This window comes from Arthrobacter saudimassiliensis (assembly GCF_059090665.1).
Genome location: NZ_JBNHFX010000005.1, coordinates 107,512 through 128,045 on the forward strand (window position 1 = coordinate 107,512; position 20,534 = coordinate 128,045).

General features: G+C 71.3%; 19 protein-coding genes and 2 riboswitches. Of the genes, 6 read left to right on the forward strand and 13 right to left on the reverse strand.

Features of this window, described 5'->3' with window-relative positions; translation table 11 throughout:
- Position 1: 1 nt before the first annotated feature.
- Positions 2-814 carry a DeoR/GlpR family DNA-binding transcription regulator gene (locus AC5RV6_RS16545; protein WP_494008456.1) on the forward strand — a complete coding sequence of 271 codons (813 nt, stop codon included), beginning with the start codon at positions 2-4 and terminating at the stop codon, positions 812-814.
- A gap of 33 nt (positions 815-847) precedes the next feature.
- On the opposite strand, the gene AC5RV6_RS16550 is transcribed toward AC5RV6_RS16545, so the two are convergent.
- A complete protein-coding gene (locus AC5RV6_RS16550; RefSeq protein ID WP_494008457.1) occupies positions 848-2,776 on the reverse strand; it encodes an ABC transporter ATP-binding protein in 1,929 nt (642 codons plus the stop codon).
- Between the two features lie 143 nt (positions 2,777-2,919).
- On the opposite strand from AC5RV6_RS16550, the gene AC5RV6_RS16555 reads away from it, so the two are divergent.
- Positions 2,920-4,599: a sensor histidine kinase gene (locus AC5RV6_RS16555; RefSeq protein ID WP_494008458.1), complete on the forward strand. Its 1,680-nt coding sequence runs from the start codon at positions 2,920-2,922 to the stop codon at positions 4,597-4,599.
- Positions 4,600-4,615: 16 nt separating this feature from the next.
- Here the strand turns inward: AC5RV6_RS16555 and fdhD are convergent, their stop codons facing one another.
- From fdhD to AC5RV6_RS16600, 9 genes are all read right to left on the reverse strand, one after another.
- A complete protein-coding gene (fdhD, locus tag AC5RV6_RS16560) occupies positions 4,616-5,443 on the reverse strand; it encodes a formate dehydrogenase accessory sulfurtransferase FdhD (RefSeq protein ID WP_494008459.1) in 828 nt (275 codons plus the stop codon).
- 32 nt (positions 5,444-5,475) lie between these two features.
- Positions 5,476-6,774, reverse strand: a complete 1,299-nt coding sequence (locus AC5RV6_RS16565) for a molybdopterin molybdotransferase MoeA (RefSeq protein WP_494008460.1) — start codon at positions 6,772-6,774, stop codon at positions 5,476-5,478.
- Positions 6,767-7,054, reverse strand: coding sequence for a DUF6457 domain-containing protein (locus AC5RV6_RS16570; protein WP_494008461.1), 288 nt, complete (start codon positions 7,052-7,054; stop codon positions 6,767-6,769). Before AC5RV6_RS16570 ends, AC5RV6_RS16565 begins: the two co-directional genes overlap by 8 nt.
- A 10-nt stretch (positions 7,055-7,064) precedes the next feature.
- A complete protein-coding gene (gene mobA, locus AC5RV6_RS16575) occupies positions 7,065-7,778 on the reverse strand; it encodes a molybdenum cofactor guanylyltransferase (RefSeq protein ID WP_494008462.1) in 714 nt (237 codons plus the stop codon).
- On the reverse strand, positions 7,775-8,275 hold the full coding sequence (locus tag AC5RV6_RS16580) for an HNH endonuclease (RefSeq protein ID WP_494008463.1): 501 nt from the start codon (positions 8,273-8,275) through the stop codon (positions 7,775-7,777). The genes mobA and AC5RV6_RS16580 overlap by 4 nt, the downstream gene beginning before the upstream one ends.
- Positions 8,276-8,492: 217 nt before the next feature.
- Positions 8,493-9,284 (reverse strand): NlpC/P60 family protein, encoded by a 792-nt coding sequence (locus AC5RV6_RS16585; RefSeq protein ID WP_494008464.1) that lies wholly within the window; start codon positions 9,282-9,284, stop codon positions 8,493-8,495.
- Positions 9,285-9,320: 36 nt separating this feature from the next.
- The gene (locus AC5RV6_RS16590; RefSeq protein ID WP_494008465.1) at positions 9,321-10,073 is read right to left on the reverse strand and encodes an NlpC/P60 family protein; all 753 of its coding nucleotides are present in this window, start codon (positions 10,071-10,073) and stop codon (positions 9,321-9,323) included.
- Between the two features lie 3 nt (positions 10,074-10,076).
- A riboswitch (cyclic di-AMP (ydaO/yuaA leader) is annotated at positions 10,077-10,233 on the reverse strand.
- 124 nt (positions 10,234-10,357) lie between these two features.
- Positions 10,358-11,011, reverse strand: a complete 654-nt coding sequence (locus tag AC5RV6_RS16595) for a M23 family metallopeptidase (protein ID WP_494008466.1) — start codon at positions 11,009-11,011, stop codon at positions 10,358-10,360.
- Positions 11,012-11,120: 109 nt separating this feature from the next.
- Positions 11,121-11,331, reverse strand: a riboswitch (cyclic di-AMP (ydaO/yuaA leader).
- 81 nt (positions 11,332-11,412) lie between these two features.
- Complete coding sequence (locus AC5RV6_RS16600) at positions 11,413-12,108, reverse strand: iron-dependent transcriptional repressor DtxR (protein WP_494008467.1); 696 nt, start codon at positions 12,106-12,108, stop codon at positions 11,413-11,415.
- A gap of 285 nt (positions 12,109-12,393) precedes the next feature.
- Here AC5RV6_RS16600 and serC point away from each other — a divergent pair, with 285 nt between their 5' ends.
- Positions 12,394-13,521 (forward strand): phosphoserine transaminase, encoded by a 1,128-nt coding sequence (serC, locus tag AC5RV6_RS16605; RefSeq protein WP_494008468.1) that lies wholly within the window; start codon positions 12,394-12,396, stop codon positions 13,519-13,521.
- 34 nt (positions 13,522-13,555) lie between these two features.
- Here the strand turns inward: serC and AC5RV6_RS16610 are convergent, their stop codons facing one another.
- The 3 genes from AC5RV6_RS16610 to AC5RV6_RS16620 are packed head-to-tail and all read right to left on the reverse strand — an operon-like array spanning position 13,556 to position 15,855.
- Positions 13,556-14,830 (reverse strand): MFS transporter, encoded by a 1,275-nt coding sequence (locus AC5RV6_RS16610; protein WP_494008526.1) that lies wholly within the window; start codon positions 14,828-14,830, stop codon positions 13,556-13,558.
- Positions 14,831-14,874: 44 nt separating this feature from the next.
- Complete coding sequence (locus AC5RV6_RS16615; RefSeq protein WP_494008469.1) at positions 14,875-15,456, reverse strand: DUF3027 domain-containing protein; 582 nt, start codon at positions 15,454-15,456, stop codon at positions 14,875-14,877.
- Positions 15,457-15,471: 15 nt separating this feature from the next.
- Positions 15,472-15,855 carry a cold-shock protein gene (locus AC5RV6_RS16620; RefSeq protein WP_494008470.1) on the reverse strand — a complete coding sequence of 128 codons (384 nt, stop codon included), beginning with the start codon at positions 15,853-15,855 and terminating at the stop codon, positions 15,472-15,474.
- A 210-nt stretch (positions 15,856-16,065) separates the two neighbouring features.
- Here AC5RV6_RS16620 and AC5RV6_RS16625 point away from each other — a divergent pair, with 210 nt between their 5' ends.
- The 3 genes from AC5RV6_RS16625 to AC5RV6_RS16635 are packed head-to-tail and all read left to right on the forward strand — an operon-like array spanning position 16,066 to position 20,470.
- On the forward strand, positions 16,066-16,326 hold the full coding sequence (locus AC5RV6_RS16625; protein WP_494008471.1) for a hypothetical protein: 261 nt from the start codon (positions 16,066-16,068) through the stop codon (positions 16,324-16,326).
- Positions 16,327-16,365: 39 nt separating this feature from the next.
- On the forward strand, positions 16,366-18,831 hold the full coding sequence (locus AC5RV6_RS16630; protein ID WP_494008472.1) for a helicase-associated domain-containing protein: 2,466 nt from the start codon (positions 16,366-16,368) through the stop codon (positions 18,829-18,831).
- Positions 18,824-20,470 (forward strand): DNA repair helicase XPB, encoded by a 1,647-nt coding sequence (locus AC5RV6_RS16635; protein WP_494008473.1) that lies wholly within the window; start codon positions 18,824-18,826, stop codon positions 20,468-20,470. The genes AC5RV6_RS16630 and AC5RV6_RS16635 overlap by 8 nt, the downstream gene beginning before the upstream one ends.
- Positions 20,471-20,534 lie beyond the last annotated feature (64 nt).

The following is a 20,534-nucleotide window of genomic DNA, read 5'->3' on the forward strand; positions in this document are numbered from 1 at the left end:
AATGGACAAGACAGAGCGGCTGAACGCGATACTTGACCTGCTCGCGGCTCAGGGCAAAGTGCAGATTGAGGACATCGTGTCCGGGCTGGAAGTGTCCGCCGCCACCGCCCGGAGGGACCTGGATGCCCTGGCCGCCCAGCGCCTGCTGACCCGCACACGCGGCGGAGCCACGATGGAAGCCGTGGCCTACGGCCTTCCCTCGCGGTACACCCGTGACGTATTCGCGACACAGAAGGAGGCAATTGCCCAGGCCGCGAGCGCACTTGTACCGCGCGGCGCCGTGATCGGCCTCTGCGGGGGAACCACCAGCACTGCCATAGCCAAGGCCTTGGGTATGCGGCGGGACCTGATGGAACCGTCCAACAAGCCCACGCTCACCGTAGTGACGAACGCCATTAACATTGCGGTTCAGCTGGTGGTGCGGCCCAACATCCGCATCATGGTTACCGGCGGCGTGGTGAATCCCCGCTCCTACGAACTGGTCGGCCCCTATACCGACACCATTCTGGAGCGGGTTGCCCTGGATTTCGCTTTCGTCGGCGTCAACGGGTTGGACCCCGAGGTGGGGCCGACCATCAGTGACGAGGGCGAGGCGGCGGTCAACTCGCTGATGTCCCGCCGGGCCTCGGAAACGTACATCGTGGCCGACTCCTCCAAGATCGGCAGCCGCAGCTTCGCTACCCTCAGCGATTTCGAGTTCCGTAACCTGATCACCGACAACGGCATCACCGTCCAGCAAAAGGCCGCCTTCGAAACCGGCGGCACCCGGGTCATCGTCGCCGACCCGGCCAAGGCGGGCCCGGCCCGCCCCTGACACCGGCCCGGACCTGCCCCACGGCAGCGTTGCCTACGCCGATGGCAGCTGGGTGGGCGCCGTTTCCTGGGCGGGCTCCCTTTCCTGGGCCGGGCTGTCTCCACCCTCGCTGAACTGGGTCCGGTAGAGCTCTGCGTACCGGCCGCCTCGGGCCAGCAGATCCGCGTGGGTGCCCTGCTCGGCGATGCGCCCGCCCTCAATGACCAGGATGCGGTCCGCCGAGCGGATGGTGGACAGCCGGTGCGCGATGACGACCGCCGTCCGCCCGGCCAGTGCTTCGGTGAGCGCGGCCTGGACCGCCGCCTCCGACGTGGAATCCAGGGACGCCGTCGCCTCGTCGAGCAGCACGATGCGCGGGCGGGCCAGCAGCAGCCGGGCAATCGTCATGCGCTGCCGTTCCCCGCCGGAAAGACGGTAGCCCCGCTCCCCCACCATCGTGTCCAGGCCGTCCGGCAGCGAACGGACCAGGTCTTCGAGCCGGGCCCGGCGCAGCGCGTCCCACAGCTCCTCATCGGTTGCCTCCGGCCGGGCCAGGCGCAGGTTGGCGCCGATGCTCTCGTGGAACAGGTGCCCGTCCTGGGTGACCATGCCCAGGGCCCGGCGGATGTCCGCGAAGGACAGGTCCCGCACGTCCGTGCCGCCGTAGCGGACGGCACCGGCGTCGACGTCGTAGAGCCGGGCCAGCAGCCCGGCGATGGTGGATTTGCCCGCGCCGGAGGAGCCCACCAGGGCCACGGTCTGGCCCGGTTCCACCCGGAAGGAGATCCCGTGCAGCACCTCTTCGCCTCCGCGGGAGTCGAGCACCGCAACGTCCTCCAGCGAGGCCAGCGACACCTTGTCCGCGGTCGGGTAGGCGAACCGCACGTCGTCGAACTCCACGCTCAGCGGCCCCTCGGGCAGCGGCGCCGGTTCCGGCTTCTCCTGGATCAGCGGCTTAAGGTCCAGGATTTCGAAGACCCGCTCGAAGCTCACGACGGCGCTCATCACTTCCACCCGGGCGTTGGCCAGGGCGGTGAGCGGTGCGTAGAGGCGGGTCAGCAGCAGCGCCAGGGTCACGACGTCGCCCGTGTTCAGCCGCCCGGTCAGGGCGAACCAGCCGCCCAGCCCGTAGACCAGCGCGAGGGCCAGGGCGGAGACCAGGGTCAGCGCCGTGACGAACACGGTCTGCATCATGGCGGTCTTCACGCCGATGTCGCGCACCCGTGCGGCACGGACTGTGAACTCGGCGGATTCCTGCTCCGGGCGGCCGAACAGCTTCACCAGGGTGGCGCCGGGAGCGGAGAACCGTTCGGTCATCTGCGTGCCCATGGAGGCGTTGTGGTTCGCCGCTTCCCGGCGCAGCGCGGCGAGCCGCCCGCCCATGCGGCGGGCGGGCAGCAGGAACACCGGGAGCAGGGCCATGGCCAGCAGGGTGACCTGCCAGGAGGTGCCGAGCATGACGATCAGGGTCAGGACCAGGGACACCAGGTTTCCGACGACGCCGGAGAGCGTGCCGCTGAAGGCCTGCTGCGCGCCGATGACGTCATTGTTGAGCCGGCTGACCAGGGCACCGGTCCGCGTGCGGGTGAAGAAGGCGACCGGCATCCGCTGCACGTGGTCATACACCCGGGTCCGCAGATCCAGGATCACGCCTTCGCCGATCCGCGAGGAGAACCACCGGGTGGCCAGCGTGACGCCGGCGTCGGCCACTGCCACCGCGGCGATCAGCAGGGCCAGCCGGACCACCGTCGCGGCCGGGCTCTCGGCGACGATGGCGTTGACGACGTCGCCGGCCAGCACCGGCGTCGCAACCGCCAGGACCGCGCCCAGCACGGAGAGCAGGACGAATCCCGCCAGCCGCCGCCGGTAGGGGCCGGCGAAGTCAATGATCCGGCGCAGGGTGGCTCGGGAGATCCTGCGGTCGCCGTCGCCGGCCCGGGAGATGCGGTAGAGCGAGTTCCAGGCCGCGCCTTCCATGCTCATATGGGTGTGCCTCCTCGGGCAATAAGTACTCTGTTTCAGCTTATGCCCGGCACGCGCGTGCTCCGCGCCTCGGCGGGGGAACCCGCTGGTACACTTCCTATCGCCGGCCATCGTGTGTGGCGCATCACTGGAGAAAGGCCGCCATGTCAACGGCTCTCAGGATCGATGGCAGGACCCCCGGCGGGGAGGCCGCGGGACTGCCCGCACTGGTTGCCGTCATGGACCCCCTTCTGCGCGCTGAAGTCACCGCCGCCCTGGCCGCCGGCGGACTGCGGCCCGTGCCGTTCCCGGGCCGCGGCGAGGCGCCCTGCACCCAGGAGGCGGCCGCGCTTGCCGTCGTCTGCGAAGAGACCGTTGCCTCGCTGGCGCCGGCGCAGGCTGCGCGGCTGCGTTCAGCCGGGAGCGATTCGCCGCTGCCGCTGCTGCTGGTGACCACCGGCGCCCTGCCCCCGGTGGAAGACATGGTCCGGCGCGGCATCACCGATTTCGTCCTGGCCGACAGGGTCGGCCAGGACCTGGGCTACCGGGCGGCACTGATCCAGGCCGAGACCCTGTTCGCCCGCCGCCGCCGCGCCTCCGCCGGGACGCTGCGTGAACGCGCCCGGCGCATCTCGGCGGCCGTGCGCGCCACCAACGATCCCGAAGCCATGGCAGAGGTCGTGGTGCAGGGCCTGGTGAATGCGTTCGAGGCCGATCACGCGGTGCTGCTGACGTTCCCGGATGAACGGGTTCCCCAGCTGAGCCTGGCCTTCAGCCGGGAGCACGCCGCCGGCGCGGCCCCCGTGCTCAGCGGCCCGGCGGTCGAGGATTTCGCCCGGCAGCTCTGGGCCGAAGGACGGGTCGCCAGCGTGGAGGACCATTTGCGGCCCGCCGACGAGCCGGAACCGCTGCAGGGGGCGGCGCTGGCGGCGGAGGTGCGGGCCTCGGTCTTCCTGCCGCTGGGCCACGGCGAAGCATCCTTCGGCATGCTCTGGCTTGCGGCCTCGGCCGGGCCCCGGACCTTCACCAGCACCGAACTGTCCCTGATGCAGCATGTCTGCGGGAACCTGGCGCACGGCCTGGTTCAGGGCCACCTGATCACCGCGCAGCGCAAGGTGATGGCGCGGCTGCGCGAACTGGACCAGGCCAAGACCACCTTTGTCGCCACCGTCAACCACGAGCTGCGCACGCCGCTGACCTCGATCACCGGCTACCTCGACCTCATCCTGGACGGGTCGGGCACGCAGCTGCCGGCCGACGTGCAGCAGATGCTGGCCATCGTGGGCCGGAACGCCAACCGGCTGAACCAGCTGATCTCCGACCTGCTGACGCTTTCCCGCAGCGACGCCCGGGAGTCCGCACTGGAGGTCGAGGAGATCGACCTGGCCCGGCTGTTGTCGGAAGTGGGCGATTCGCTGGCCCCGACCGCCGACGCCGGCGGCGTCGCCGTGCACGTGGACTGCGCCGTCCACCCGCTGCTTGTGGACGGCGACTGCGACCAGCTCGAACAGGTCTTCACGAACCTGCTGTCCAACGCGGTGAAGTTCACCCCCGCCGGAGGCACGGTCCGGGTCAGTGCTGGGACGGCGCCCTCGGAGCTGTCCGGGCCGATGGTCCGGATCAGCATCACGGACACCGGCATCGGAATTCCGGCCGAGGACCTGCCCAAGCTCTTTCAGCGGTTTTTCCGGGCGTCCAACGCCACCTCCGCAGCCATCCCGGGCACCGGCCTGGGCCTGGCGATCGTGCAGGACATCGTGCACCAGCACGGGGGCGAGCTGCAGGTGGCCTCAGAGGTCGGCCGGGGAACGACGTTCACGGTCCAGCTGCCGGCCCGGGCCTGAACCTGCGCCACCGGGCTCAGGCGAGGACGCGCTGTTCTCCGGTGTAGCAGTTCAGCGAGGTGCCGCGGCTGAAACCGATCAGCGTCATGCCCGCCTCGTGCGCCAGTTCGGCCGACAGCGAGGACGGCGCGCTCACCGCCGCCAGCACCGGAATCCCGGCCATCTGCGCCTTCTGGACCAGTTCGAAGGACGCCCTGCCGGAGACCTGCAGCACCATGCCGCGCAGCGGGAGCATGCCCGCGCGCAGCGCCCAGCCCACCACCTTGTCGACGGCGTTGTGGCGCCCGACGTCCTCGCGCAGGCACAGCAGCTCCCCTTCATGGTTGAACAGCCCCGCGGCGTGCACGCCCCCGGTACGGTCGAACAGCTTCTGCTCCCGGCGCAGCCGGTCCGGCAGGGAAGCCAGCAGGGGCAGCGGGAAGGCTTCGTCGTCCTCGGCCAGATTGAACCGGGCCTGCTTGCGGACGGCGTCGATGGACGCCGTGCCGCAGATCCCGCAGGAGCTGGAGGTGTAGACGTGGCGTTCCAGGGACGTGTCCGGGGGCGCGACGTCGGGGCGCAGCTGCACGTCCACGACGTTGAAGGTCTGCCGGCCCTGGTCATCGGTGCCCGCGCAGTAGCGCAGGCTGACGATCTCGCCCGGGGCGCTGACCACGCCCTCGGAGACCAGGAACCCGGCGACCAGGTCAAAGTCGTCGCCGGGGGTGCGCATGGTGACGCTGAATGACCGGCCGCCGACGCGGACCTCCAACGGCTCCTCTCCGGCCAGCACGTCCTCGCGCCTGCCGGCGCCGCCGTCGAGCCGGAAGCGGGTCACCTTCCGGCGCTGGGTGAGACGGGGCATGGTTCCTCCTGACTGGGTGGTGGATCGCCGGCTCAGCGGCCGCTGCCGGGCGTCGGCGCCTCGCGCACCTTCCACGGCAGCGGAAGCGCCAGCAGCGGCTCGTCCGGCTGGCATCCCTCCGCGGGGATGACCATGACGGCGTCGGCCTCGGCCAGGCCGCGCAGCATGCCGGAGCGGAAGTAGGGCGAGGTGTGGGCCCTGCCGTCGCGGATGGTGCAGGGCACCAGCCTGGTCCGGCCGGGCAGCGGCTCGACGGCCGATGCCGCCAGCACGTGGTGCGGGCGGGCCGGCCGGGCGCCGCTGAGCCCTTCGAGCAGGGGCTGCAGCACGGTGAACACGGCCATCATCGCGGCCAGCGGATTGCCCGGCAGCGCCACCACCAGGCGGCCGTCCTCCAGCCTGGCCAGCATGGTCGGGTGTCCCGGGCGCATGGCGATCCCGTCGATGAGCAGCTCGGCGTTCACCTCCTCCAGGGCGAGGCGGAGATGGTCGGCATCGGACCGCCCGGTGCCGCCGGTGGTGACCAGGACGTCGCCGAAGCTCATCGCGATGGCGCTCTCATCCGTCGCTTCGGTGGTCAGCGCCGCGACCACGTCCTCGAAGCGGTCAGGGAGCCGGCGTACGACGTCGACGTGCCCGCCCAGCATGCCGATCAGCTGGGGCAGCTGGGGTCCGAACGTGTCCCGGACCTGGCCGGTGTCGGGCAGGCCGGCTTCGATGACCTCATCTCCGGTAAGCAGCAGCGACACCCGCGGGGCCCGCAGCACCGGCAGCGTATCGTGCCCGCACACCGCCGCCAGCGCGATGTGGGCAGGGTTGAGGGTGGTGCCGCCCGGAATGACGACCTCGCCGGCTGCGGCTTCCTCCCCCGCCGGCCGGATGTGCTCGCCGGGCCGCGGCTCATCGGCCCGCGCGGCCGGAGACAGGCTCAGGATTCCGGCGCCGTCCAGGAGCCCGCTTTCGCTGCGCAGCACGCTGTCCGCGCCCTCCGGCACCGCCCCGCCGGTGAGGATGGCCACCGCTTCGCCGGGCTGCAGCGGGCGGCGCCCGGATTCCCGGTGGATCTGCCAGCGCTCGGGCTCGGGCTCGGGTTCCTTGAGCCGCCAGGGGGCGGTGCCCGCCACGGCCCAGCCGTCCATGGCGGCGGACGCGTAATGCGGCACGGGCTGGAGTGCGCGGGCGTCTTCGGCGAGCATCCGGCCCAGCGCCTCGGCCAGCGGCACCGTCTCCACGGGCAGTCCGGGAGCGGCGGCATAGGCGGTGCGGCGGGCTCCGTGCCAGTCCGCGTGCGCGGAGGGCCGGGGGGCTGCGGGTGCCAGGGGATCAGTCATTGCGGTCCTCCTCACCGGCAAGGGCACGGCACTCCGAGCCTGCCGCCCGCATCGCGGCGCGCATGGCGACGGCGTCCGGGGCCTGCGCGCTTCCCACGGCGACTCCGGCGGCGTAGCCCGCGATGAAGGTGGTCAGCGGGGCGGCCGGCCGGACCACCGAGTGCGCGGCGTCCGCGGCCAGCTTCAGCACGGCGCCCACGTCCACCGGCGTGCCCTCCAGCTCGAGTGCTCTCAGCAGCCTGGCGCTCCAGGCCTCAAGCTGCTCCTCCTGGCTTGCCATATGTGCTCCTTTAGTGCAGTTCCGGTGCCCCGGCGGTCGACGGTCCGGGGCCGGCGACGGCACCGGCCCGCCGGGCGTCCTCCCATGTGTCGACATCGGAGGTGCTGCCTGCCGGGACGGGTACTTCCCTCCTCTGCACCCTAGCAAGGAGTTTGAACACGGACAGGTTCTCCAATCCTCCGGCCCCGCGCTGCCCGCGGACGGCGGCGCGCAGCGCGGCGGTGTCGTGCAGGCCCGCCAGCGGCTGGGCGCGGCCTTCCGCGCAGGCCAGCAGCGACGTCCCGGGCGGCACGTCGTCGGGGCTGCCCGCCGCCTCCAGGAGGGCGTCGACGGCGGCGGCGATCCCGGGCATGTCGCAGGCCAGCACCAGCAGCCACGGCGCGCGGGCACCGGCGCGATCGAGTGCATCGAGCCCGGCGCCGATGGCTGCGGCGGGTCCGCTGTAGGGCGGGTCCTCCCGCACCGACAGGCACTGCCCGTGGGCAAGGCCGGCTGCCGGAAGGTATTCGGCCGGGCCCACCACCGCCACCTGCCCGGCCCCGGCCGCGGCCTCCACCGTCCGCGCCAGCAGCGTCCGGCCGCCGGCCCTCAGCAGCGCCTTGGGTTCTCCGCCGAGGCGCGAGGATCGGCCTCCGCTCAGAATGAGCGCATCATAGGCGGGCAAGACGGGCACGGCCGCCGGTGACTGCCGGGTTCCGTCCGCGGGCGGGGTGGTACCGGTCATGCGGCGGTGTCACTGCCCAGGAAGGCGTGCCACTGCGGCGCGGGACGTTCCAGTTCCCGGATCTGCCAGCGGGCACCGCGCGGCGGCTGCGGGCGAAACCGCAGCTCCCAGCCGAGCTGTTTGAGCGTCTTGTCCCCCTTGGCGTTGTTGCAGCGCAGGCAGCATGCCACGAGGTTCTCCCAACTGTCTCCGCCGCCCCTGGACTTGGGCACGACGTGGTCCACGGTCGCGGCCGCCTTGCCGCAGTAGGCGCACCGGTGGTCGTCGCGGCGCAGCACGCCGCGCCGGGTGGCGACCGTGCCCTCCCGGTACGGCACCCTCACATACCGGTTCAGGAGGATCACCGAGGGGCGGGCGAACACCTCGTTGGGGCCCACCACCGGTTCCCCGCTTTCGGCCACCACGCTGGCCTTGCCGGCCAGCACCAGCACCAGGGCGCGCCGGAAGGTGACCACGGCCAACGGCTCGTACCCTGCATTCAGAACGAGAGTGCGCATGCACAGTCCTCTTCGCCTGCATTCTTCGCGGCGGTTCTCCAGCAGCCGCCACGCGGAACGGTACAACGGATCGACAATGCAAGGGTAAGCCCCGCCTCCGGTCTTGACCATTTATCCGCCCGCGGCGGCCCGCCGCCGCGGGGCTGGTGAACGCGCAGACAACACAAAAGGGACCCGCGGGCGGGTCCCTTTGGTGTTTGGTTCTGTGTGGCGGGGTCTAGCCGCCGACGCGGATGTACACGCCGCCGGAGCCAAGCTCCGCATCGGCAATCACCGTGGTGTTGCCGTTGAAGCCGCCGTGCACGGCCTTGCCGCCGCCGATGTAGACCGCGATGTGGGCCAGGCCCATGCCGCCGTCGGCGTAGTAGATCAGGTCGCCGGGGACAGCCTCCGCCGCGCTCACGGTGCGGCCGAGGGAGAGGTAACCGGCCGGCCAGCCGTGATAGTTGATGCCCGCGGCAGCCAGTGCGTTGGTGGCCAGCGCGGTGCAGTCCTGCATGACGCCGAGCTGCGCGAGCGCGGCGCTGGCGATGACGGCGGCGGTGCCGCCGGCCGGGGCCGGTGCAGGTGCCGGTGCCGGAGCAGGCGCCGGGGCGACCTGCTGGGACTGCAGGGAGACGTTGGCCGCTGCCGGAGCGGAGGCGGCCGGGGCAGCCGCAGCCGGGGCCGCTGCCTGCTCCTCGACGGCGACGGGCGCGACCGCCGGAGCGGCTTCGACCACACCGGCTACCGCGGCACGCTCGAACGAGACGGGCACGTCATCGGCCACCAGCAGGGGTGCGTTGGCGATGTCCAGCTTGCTGGTGTGGACCTCGCGCTGCGCCTCGACCGGAGCCCCGGAGGCCGTGGCTGCTGCACCGGAGGCCAGGACCAGGCCGGAGGCCGCGGCGATGACTGCGGCCTGGCGGCCGACGGTGCCGGCGTTGGAGGACACTGCATCCGCCAGGGCGGAAAGGGTGTTGCGCTCGACTGCGGCCCGGTGGCGGGCGCGCTCAGGTGTCGTAGTCATGCTGATTCTTCCTCGGGTGGTTACGACAACTGGTGTCTAGCTGACGCGGACGAAGCTGGCGCCCGGCAGGTCGGAAAGGTTGTGCAGGGCGGTGTTGAAGCCGTTGAAGCCGCCGCTGATGACCTGGCCGTTGCCGACGTAGATGGCAACGTGACCGGGAGTGATGACGAGGTCGCCGGGCATCGGCGAACCGACGACGGTGCCGTAGGCGTAGAACTGGGCCGGTGCGAGGTCGCCCACGGACTTGCCGGCGGCGCGCAGGGCCTTCTCCACCATGGCGGTGCAGTCCTGGGCGACGCCGATCTGGGAGTACGCGGAACCGACCAGGATGTCGGCGACGGCGCTGGCGGCCGGAGCGCTCTGGACGGCGACGTCTGCGGCCGGGGCCGGGGCGGCCTGGACGGGAGCAGCCGGGGCCGGCGCTGCGGCCTGCTGGACGGCGGTGCGCTCGGCGGCGGCGGCCTGCTCGGCTGCGGCCAGTTCGGCTGCTGCTGCCTGCTCGGCGGCGGCGCGCTCGGCGGCGCCGGATTCGGAAACCACCTGCTCAAGGCCGGCCAGCTGGAACGGGGCGTCGGCCGGAACGGACAGGGCGCCGCCGCCGGTGACGATGTTCAGGGGCAGGGCCTCAAGCGCCTGGCGCTCGGTGCTCGGAGCGGCCTGCGCCGGGATGCCGGCGGCCAGCACGAGGCCGGACGCGGCGGCTACGACGGCGGCCTGGCGGCCTACGGATGCAAGCGGGCTCGTGGAAGTGCTGGCCGCGCGGCGGCGGCCATGGGTGCGTGATGACAAAGCTGTGCCTCTCCCTACGCCTGCGAGGTGAGCTGTCGGGTTCGGATGGGAGTCACCCGGCTGGGCGGCGCGAAGCCGCTCAACTTAACCCCAAGGGCACCAAACGGTGCCCGAAAATTGGTTCCCCCGCCCCTGCCATGCGATTGTGCGAACGGACCTCGAACAGTGGCAGAGCTAGGCGATCTGCTCGAGGGTGCCTGGCCGTTGGGGGCCGGGCACGGTGACGACCCTACAGGAAGCTTTCAGGAATGTCACGTTCCGGTCACAGAACGGTATGTCTGCGGTTACAACCAGCCCAGGGGGTCGACGACATCGCCGTTTACCATTACCTCAAAATGCAGGTGGCAGCCCGTGGAGGCACCGGTGGATCCGCTGGCCCCGAGGAGCGCTCCGCGGTCCATGGTGTCCCCTACGGCCACGTGGATCGCGGAAAGGTGGTTGTAGGTGGTCTCGACGCCGTTGCCGTGGTCGATGACGACGCGCTGGCCGCCGCCGTACGGGTGCCAGCCGGCGAAGGTGACGGTTCCGGCAGCCGCCGCGGTGACGTCCGTGCCGCAGGCCGCTGCAAAGTCCTGGCCCCGGTGGAGCTCTCCGCTCATGCCCGTAATCGGGGACACGCGGTAGCCGAACCCGGAAGTGGACACCATTTCCGAGGCGAGGGGCTTGGCCAGGGTGCCCTTGGCGGCGGCGGGCGTAACGGAGGAGGCCGCAGCCGCCACCGTGACCTCCTGCAGGCGGGCCTCGGGGTCGTACCGGCTGCTCAGCCCTGCACGCTCGAAGTTGACCTGCGCGGCGGGATCTGCCGTGACGGTCTCCTGGACCGCGGCGGCCTGGACCTGCGGTTCCGGCTCGGCCGCCGCTGTGGTAGGAATGGCGACGCTCAGGATGAGCCCGGAGGTTGCTGCCGTAATGGCAACCTTCTGGGCGGTGTCCCCCACGGAGTGATGCTTGGTTTCGGCCCGCCGGCGTCCGCTCTGGGAGCGCGGACGCGCAGGTGTTGCCGGGGCAGACGCGCGGCGCCTGCCCGAAGCAGCATGCTTCGACAAGTGGTTCCCTCTCTCAAGCCTGCGAAGTTAGCTGTCGGATTCGAGTGGAGAAGCACTCGGCCTCCGGCCGGCAGCACGGCTGTTGCCATGCTGCTTGCTGTGGAGGCTTCACCCCGAGGCAGCGGCTGCTGCCAAAGAATTGGGTCCTCCGCCCCCGCCTAGCGAACGGTATGGTGCTCCGGCCCAACGGCAGGGTTAGGCATTTGGGCCGGATAACGATGGTGGTTCAGCGTCGTCAAACACTATAGGGGAACAGCGCCGAAATTTACCATTCCGTTATCGGCGCTGCGGAATCAGCGCTGCGCGACGAAGACGTGGGAGGCCACTTCCGGCGGCAGCTCCAGCGCACCCTCGATGCCGGGGACGCGGACGGAGATGTACCCGCCGACGGTTTCGGCGGTCAGTTCGGCGCCGGGATGCAGGCCGGCCTCATCCAGCTGGCCCAGCAGCTCGGGATCGACCTGGATGGGCTCGGCAAGCCGCACGAGCTGGTACTTCTGGCCCTCCCCCGCGCCGGCCACGGCCGTGGCGAGCGAGACGGTATCGGCCGCCGCACCGGGCGCGGGCATGCCGCCAAGCTCCTCCAGTCCGGGGATGGGGTTGCCGTAGGGGGATGCCGTCGGGTGGCCCAGCAGGTCGTAAAGCCGGCGTTCGACGCGCTCGCTCATCACGTGCTCCCACCGGCAGGCTTCGTCGTGGACGTAGGCCCAGTCCAGCCCGATGACGTCCGAGAGCAGGCGTTCGGCCAGCCGGTGCTTGCGCATCACGCCAACGGCGCGGGCCCTGCCCAGTTCGGTGAGTTCCAGCTGCCGGGTGCCCGAGACCACCACCAGCCCGTCACGCTCCATCCGGGCAATGGTCTGCGACACGGTGGGCCCGGAGTGGCGCAGGCGTTCGGCGATCCGGGCGCGCAGGGCGACGATGTTCTCCTCTTCCAGCTCCAGGATGGTCCGCAGGTACATCTCTGTCGTGTCGATGAGATCCGTCATGGCCGGCCGCTCCTTGAAATCGTGCGGAAGAAGTGGGATGCGGGCAGCATCGGCCGCCACAGGTCCCTGGTATGCCCCAAGGTTAGCCCATCGCGACAAAGCCCGGGCAATCACCCGGCTGCCGGTTCGCCCCCGGCTTTTCCCGCGCCTGCCCGGGAAAAGCCGCGGGCGGAGGCGGTCCTTCCCGACGCCGCTGCGACCCGATTCACAAATGGGCCGGGCCCGCCGCGTGGGGCAGAATGAAAGGGCGAAATGCACTGACGAATCCGCTGGAGCGTAGAGACCATGGGCGAAAACCCCGCACTGACCATTCCCGCCGAACTCCTGCCCCGGGACGGGCGGTTCGGCGCCGGCCCCTCCAAGGTCCGGCCCGAGCAGGTACAGGCCCTGTCGGACGCCGGCGCACGGCTGCTGGGCACCTCACACCGGCAGGCGCCGGTGCGCGGCCTGGTAGGCAGCATCCGTGAAGGCCTGTCCGCCTTCTTCCGCGCCCCCGAGGGCTATGAAGTGGTCCTCGGCGTCGGCGGTTCCACCGCCTTCTGGGACGTTGCCTCCTTCGGCCTGGTGCAGGAGAAGGCGCAGCACCTGTCCTTCGGCGAGTTCGGCTCGAAGTTCGCCGCCGCCACCAACAAGGCGCCGTTCCTCGCTGCGTCCTCGATCCTGAAGGCAGAGCCGGGCACCCGGCCCGAGCCGCAGGCCGAGGCCGGGGTGGACGTCTACGCCTGGCCGCAGAACGAGACCTCCACCGGCGTGTCCGCTCCGGTGAAGCGGGTCGGCGGAGCGGACGACGGCGCACTCGTCCTCATCGACGCCACGTCCGCGGCGGGCGGCCTGGACGTGGACGTGTCCGAGTCCGATGTCTACTACTTTGCGCCGCAGAAGAACTTTGCCTCCGACGGCGGACTGTGGCTGGGGCTGTTCTCTCCGGCGGCGCTGGAACGCGCGGCGCGGATCAATGCCTCCGACCGCTGGATCCCGGATTTCCTGAACCTGCAGACGGCGATCGACAACTCGCGCCTGAACCAGACCTACAACACCCCCTCGCTGTCCACGCTGGTGACCCTGGACGCCCAGGTGCAGTGGCTCAACAACAGCGGCGGCCTGGACTTCGCGGCCGCGCGGACCGCCGATTCGGCCGGACGGATCTACCGCTGGGCGGAGGCCTCCGGCGTCGCCACCCCGTTCGTGAGCCGACCCGAGGACCGCTCGAACGTCATTGCGACGATCGACTTTGATGAGTCGATCGATGCTGCGGCCGTCGCGAAGACCCTGCGGGCCAACGGGATCGTCGATGTGGAGCCGTACCGCAAGCTGGGCCGCAACCAGCTGCGCATCGCCACCTTCGTCGCCATCGACCCGGAGGATGTGAGTGCGCTGCTGCGCAGCATCGACTTCGTGATCGAAAACCTGTAGGGCCGCAGCCGGCCCGACCGGGGCCCGGATGCCGTCAGGCGTCCGGGCCCTGCTGCTTTTCCGGGGCCCGGACCAGGCGCAGCCGGCGCCGGGACGAGCGGTCGTAGGCCAGCCGGAGCCGTTCGGCCCGCCAGGCCCAGGCCGCGCCGATCAGCGCGGCCGCCAGCCCGGACAGGGCGGCCACCCCGAGGCCCCAGCGGGGTCCGAAGCTGTCCGAGACCAGCCCCACGATCGGTGCACCGATCGGCGTGCCGCCCATGAAGATGGCGAAGTACAGGGCCATGACCCGCCCGCGCATGACCGGCGTGGTGGTGGTCTGGACGTAGGCGTTGGCGCTGGTCATGAGCGTCAGCGCGAACAGCCCCACCGGCACCAGGGCCAGCGCGAACAGCTCCAGGCTGGGGGCCAGGCCGGCCAGCGCGCATGCTGCGCCGAACAGGCCCGCTGCTCCGAAGACGAAGCGCAGCCGCGGCCGGTCCCGCCGGGCGGAGAGCAGCGCTCCGGTGACGGAGCCGATGGCCATGATGGAGTTCAGCAGCCCGAAGATCCCGGCGTCCTGCCCGAACTCCGTTCGGGCCATGGACGCTATATATACGGCGAAGTTCAGCCCGAAGGTTCCCACGATGAAGATCGCCAGCATCACCATGATCAGGTCCGGACGGTAGCGGACGTAGCGCAGGCCGGCCCGGATCCTGCCCTTGCCGGGCGGGGCCTTGGGCAGCACGCGCAGCTCCGAGGAGCGCATGTTCACCAGTGCGAGGACCATCGCGCCGAAGGTCAGGGCGTTGATCATGAACACCCAGCCCGGGCCGACCGCCACGGTGAGCAGCCCGGCGACCGCCGGTCCGATCATGCGGGCGCCGTTGAAGGAGGCGCTGTTCAGGGCGACGGCGTTCGGCAGGTCCCGTTCGGAGACCACTTCGGAGACGAAGCTTTGCCGGGCCGGGGCGTCCACCGCCGAAACGACGCCCAGGGCCAGGGCGAACGCGTAGACGTGCCAGAGCTCCGCGGCGCCGGTGACGACCAGGGCGCCGAGCCCGACACCGAGCAGCGCCATCGACAGCTGCGTGGCCAGCAGCACCCGCCGGCGGTCATAGCTGTCAGCCAGCAGGCCGGCCCAGGGGGCGAGCACCAGCTGCGGTCCCAGCTGCAGCGCCATGACGATGCCCATGGCCGCGGCGTTCTGGTCCGTGAGGATGTCGTACACCAGCCAGTCCTGGGCGGTGCGCTGCATCCAGGTGCCGATATTGGAGACCAGTGCCCCGAGGAACCAGATGCGGTAGTTGAAGATCTTCAGGGACCGGAACATCATCGCTCCGCCTCCGTCAATGCCGCATCCAGTGCCGTCACGGGTTACTCGTCCTCCTGTTCCCCGCCCTGTGCATCGGGGCCCGCGGGGGCCTGCGCGTGGCGGGTTTCGGTGCCGCTTTCAGCCGCAGCGGCGTCGGTGTCGACGTCGGCGCCGTCGGCGGCGGCGGCGGCGTCAGCATCGCCGGAGGCCGCGGCCTCGGCCTGTTCCTTGTCCGCTGCGATTTCCTCCGGGCGCACCCGTTCGGACCAGGGCACCCACTCCGGCGCCAGCAGCGCCTTCGCGGAGGGCAGCAGGCCCACCTCGCATACGGTGGCGACCTTGCCGCGGGGCACGCGCGCCAGGGTGGCGTACCACTCCCAGCCCGCGTATCCGCGGCGGTTGGCTTCGAACCGGTGGGTCAGCAGCCGGTCCGCCTCGATCGTCACGCCCACGTGCGCACCGATTTCCTCTTCGCCGGTGATCTCCAGCAGCCCCTGCCGCGCCGTTTCGACAGCGGCGGCCAGGACGGCGTCGGGCTTGGTGGGCCTGCGCGGCGCGCGCTTTCGGGGGGCGGGGGCAGCGGGCTGGTCCGCCGGATCGGCGGCGCGCGGTTCCCCGCCGTTCGGAGCAGTGGAAGTCGTCATCGAACCGCGCCCGCCCTATACGTCGAGGTCGTCCGCGACGGCGCGCAGCACGGCGGCCACCTTGGCGGCATGCCTGCGGTCCGGGTACCGGCCGCGGCGCAGCCCGTTGGAGATGCCGTCGAGCAGCTTGATCAGGTCCTCGGTGATCACCGCCATGTCCTCGGCGTTCTTCCGCGTTGCCTTGGCCACCGACGGCGGCGCCTCGAGGATGCGGGCGGACAGCGCCTGCGGCCCGCGCTTGCCTTCGGCGACGCCGAACTCCATGCGGGTCCCCGGCTTCACCTCGGTAACGCCCGCGGGCAGGGCGGAGGCATGAAGAAAGACCTCCTGGCCCTCATCCGTAGCCAGGAATCCAAAACCCTTACCAGCGTCAAACCATTTGACCTTACCGATGGGCACTTCGATTACCTCGTTCTCAGCAGTTGGAAAGCGGCGGGCGCGGCCCGCCGTCGTCGTTTCAGCCCGCAGCGCGCCCCGGCGCCGAAACGGCGGCCGGTGTCAGCGAATCCTACGGGGAAGTCTGTTCCCTTTAGAATATCCCGGGCGCGGGCCCATCCCCTACCTTGGCGGTTCGGCGGCCGCGCCGCTGCGCTGCTAGCGTTGAATCCCATGAGCAACAGTGCCCTCCCCCCGTCCGGCGGAGCCCCGGGCCGTTCCCGGCGGGCCCCGCTGCAGCGGTTCTTCGCGGCCCTCGCCGGGCTGCTGGCCGTGGCCGGATTGGTGAGCCTTGCCGCGATCCTGCTGGGCGCCCTCAACGGGACCGATGTGTGGCCCGGATTCGCCGCCGGCGCCATCTATGCCCTGCCCGCCGCCTTCATCCTGATGGGCGTGCTGGTAATTGACGGCATCCGCCGTCGGCGGCGCAGCTAAGACCTCTGTTTTGATCCGGTCTCGGGTAACGTAAAGCTGATGTCAGCGATTCGTGCCTTGGCCGAAGACCTCGCGTCTCGCAGTGACCAGCAGCTGCGCGAACTGCTTGCCGCCAGGCCGGACCTTGTGCTGCCGCCCGTGCCGCACTTCGATGCGCTGGCGGCCCGCGCCTCCACCCGCATCAGCGTGCAGCGGGCGCTTGAGAAACTCAGCGCCCCGGAGCTGCAGGTCCTCGAAGCCGTGGACCTGACCACCAACGAGGAATCCCAGCTGAGCACCACCGCCGCGTGGCTCAAGACGATGGTCGCCGGGTCCACGATCAAGGCGCTCGACGCCATCCTGGTCCGCCTCCATTCCCTGGCTTTGCTGCGTCGGGCGGCCCCGCATCCCGGCGCCCCGAAGGCCGACGCGAACCGCCGCTTCTACCTTCCGGTCTCGGTCCTGGGCGAAGCCCTGGGCGCGTATCCGGCGGGCCTTGGCCGGCCCTATTCGACGCTTGCCGCCCAGCTGCCGGACTTCCGTCAGCGGCTGGTGGGCATCGTGGCGGGCCTGCGCGAGGCCGGCCTGCCCATCGAGAAGGCCGACACCCCCTCCACCGCGGCGCACGCGCTGCACCACCTCGTCTCCGACCCGCAGGGCTGGGACGCGCTGATGGCGCAGGCTCCGCCGCAGACCGCTGAACTGCTGCGCCGGTTCAAGTACTCCCCCGTCGGCACCATCGGGCGCCGGTCCTCCCTGAGCCGCGCCGTGTTCGACAACCCGGCACCGGCTCCGGTGGAGTGGCTGGTCGCCCGGGGGCTGCTGGTGCCGCTGGACCAGCTGCACGTGGAGCTGCCCCGCCCGGTGGGGCAGGCCAGCCGGGGCCACGTGGTCGTCTCGGAGCTGCAGCTGCGCGAACCGGTGCCCGCGGGGCGGCCGGTGTCCCGCGCCCTGCGCGACAACGCCGCCTACGGGGCCATCGCGGAGACGCTGCGCCTGGTCACCGAACTGCTGGCCGTCGCCAGGCAGACCCCCATCAGCACCCTGCGCTCCGGCGGAGTGGGGGTGCGCGAGGTGCGCCGCGTCGGCGAGGCGCTGCACACCGACACCGCCGTGACCACCTGGCTGCTGGAGCTCGCCGCCCTGGCCGGGCTGCTCTCCCTCGATGTGACCACCTCCCGGTGGGACGCCCCGGAGACCGCGTGGCTGACCGTCGACCGCGAACACCAGTGGCGGCTGCTGGTCCAGGCGTGGCTGAACGCGGACCGCGCCCCGTCCCTGGTGGGCTCCCCGCTGCCCGGCGGAACCGCCATCAGCGCCCTGGCCGGGGAGGTGGCCCGCCCGGACGCGCCGGTGGTGCGCAGGCGCATCCTTGAACTGCTGGCCCGGCTGGCGGCCGCGGAGCCCGACACCGGCCCGGACACCCGGGGGGCGGAGGAGGACGGCGGCGCGGCGCTGACCGCGTACGACGCCGAGGAACTGATCTCCGCCCTGACCTGGCACCAGCCCCGTTTGCAGCGCCGCTTCGCCCGCCTGGTGCCCGGGATGCTGCGCGAGGCTGCCCAGCTGGGGCTGCTGGGCTCGGGCGCCGTCACGGACCTGGGCCTCGCCGTCGCGGCCGAAGACTACGCGCGGGCCACATCGCAGCTCCGCGAGGCCCTCCCGGAGCCGGTGACGTCCTTCCTGCTCCAGGCGGACCTCACCGCCGTCGCCCCCGGATACCTCGAACCGCGGGTGGCGCGCCAGCTCGCCCGCATCGCCGCCCCCGAGGGGCAGGGCCCGGCGGCGATCTACCGTTTCTCCGCGGACTCCCTCCGCCGCGGGCTGGACTCGGGGTGGGACGCCGCCGGCATCCTGGAATTCCTCGGCCGGCACTCCGCCACCGAGGTCCCCCAGCCGCTTCGCTACCTGGTGGAGGACACGGCCTCCCGCTACGGGCGGCTGCGGATCGGGCCCGCCCTGTCCTATCTGCGCGGCGACGACGACGACGCCGTCCAGGCGCTGCTCGCGGACCCCCGGGCGGAGTTCCTCGGCCTGACCCGGCTGGGGCCTTCGGCCCTCGCTGCCAAGGTCCCTCCGCAGGAGCTGCTCCATGCCCTCCGGGATCTGGGCTACAGCCCCGCCCTCGACGGCATGCCCCGTCCCCCGACCGGCTCTCACCGGCGGCCCGAGCCGGACCTGCCGCCGGAGCCGGCTCCGCGCCCGAACCCCTGGGAACTGACCGATGACGACCTCGCCAACCAGCTGGCCGCGCTGCGCGGCGCCGGCGGCTCACCGGTCCGCAGCTCCCAGCCCGAGCCGCTGGTCGGGCTGGAGACGCTGCGCTCGGCCATCCGCACCCGGCACAACGTGCGGATCAGCCTGGTCGACGGCGAGGGGAATCAGCAGCGCCAGGAATTCGTTCCCCTCTCCGTAAGCGAAGGCCGGATCCGCGTCTTTGACCCGGAGCGCGACGTGGAGCGCGTCGTGTCGGTGCACCGGATCCTGGATGTGGAACTAGTGGAGGACACCCCAACGCATGGTTGACGGACCCCTGATTGTCCAAAGCGACAAGACGATCCTGCTGGAGGTCGACCACCCGCGCTCGACCGAGGCGCGGCACGCCATCGCCGCCTTCGCCGAACTTGAACGCGCTCCGGAGCACATGCACAGCTACCGGATCACGCCGCTGGGCCTGTGGAACGCCCGGGCCGCCGGCGTCGACGCCGAGCAGGTGCTCAACACGCTGCTCACGTTCTCCCGTTTTCCGGTGCCGCACTCGCTGCTGATCGACATCGAGGAGACGATGTCGCGGTACGGGCGGCTGCGGTTGGAGAAGGACCCGCAGCACGGGCTGGTGCTGCGCACCGAGGACTATCCGGTACTCGAGGAGGTCCTGCACGCGAAGAAGATCCAGCCGCTCCTCGGCCCGCGGATCGACGGCGAGACCGTGGTGGTGCACGCCGCTTCGCGGGGCCAGCTCAAGCAGCTGCTGCTCAAGCTCGGCTGGCCGGCCGAGGACCGGGCCGGCTACGTCGACGGCACCCCGCATCCCATCCTGCTCGACGAGCAGGGCTGGTCCCTGCGCCCCTACCAGCAGCTGGCGGCGGAGAACTTCTGGGCCGGCGGCTCCGGCGTCGTCGTCCTGCCCTGCGGTGCGGGCAAGACCTTGGTGGGGGCCGCCGCGATGGCCACCAGCTCCACCACCACCCTGATCCTGGTGACGAACACGGTGTCCGCGCGGCAGTGGAAGGACGAGCTGCTCAAGCGCACCTCGCTGACCGAGGACGAGATCGGCGAGTATTCCGGCGCCGTCAAGGAGATCCGTCCGGTCACCATCGCCACCTATCAGGTGCTGACGCTCAAGCGCGGCGGGCTGTATCCGCACATGGAGCTGCTCGACGCCAATGACTGGGGCCTGATCATCTATGACGAGGTCCACCTGCTGCCGGCCCCGATCTTCCGGATGACCGCCGATCTGCAGGCACGGCGCCGGCTGGGCCTGACGGCCACCCTGGTCCGCGAGGACGGCCGGGAGGGCGAGGTGTTCTCGCTGATCGGCCCGAAGCGCTACGACGCGCCGTGGAAGGACATCGAGGCGCAGGGGTACATCGCTCCCGCGGAGTGCGTGGAGGTCCGCGTGGACCTGCCCCGCGATGAGCGCGTCGCCTACGCCATGGCCGACGACGCCGACAAGTACCGGCTGTGCTCCACCTCGGAGGTGAAGAACGACGTCGTGCGCCGCCTCGCGGCCCGGCATCCGGATGAGCAGGTGCTGGTGATCGGGCAGTACCTCGACCAGCTGGACGAGATCGCCGAACTGCTGGACGCACCCGTGATCAAGGGCGAGACGCCGGTCAAGCAGCGCCAGCGGCTCTTCGACGAGTTCCGTGCGGGCACCCTGCGCGCCCTGGTGGTCTCCAAGGTCGCGAACTTCTCCATCGACCTGCCCGAAGCCTCCGTCGCCGTGCAGGTCTCCGGGTCCTTCGGCTCCCGCCAGGAGGAGGCGCAGCGCCTCGGCCGGCTGATGCGTCCCAAGGGTGACGGGCGCACCGCCCACTTCTACACCGTCGTCGCCCGCGACACCCTGGACCAGGACTTCGCGGCCAAGCGCCAGCGCTTCCTCGCCGAGCAGGGCTACGCCTACAACATCCTGGACGCCGCCGACGTCGGCGAACCCGCCTGACAGGCCCTGTCCCCACCCGTGCAGGCCGCCGGCGGCGCGGTGTGAGAAGCCGGCCGGGCTAACA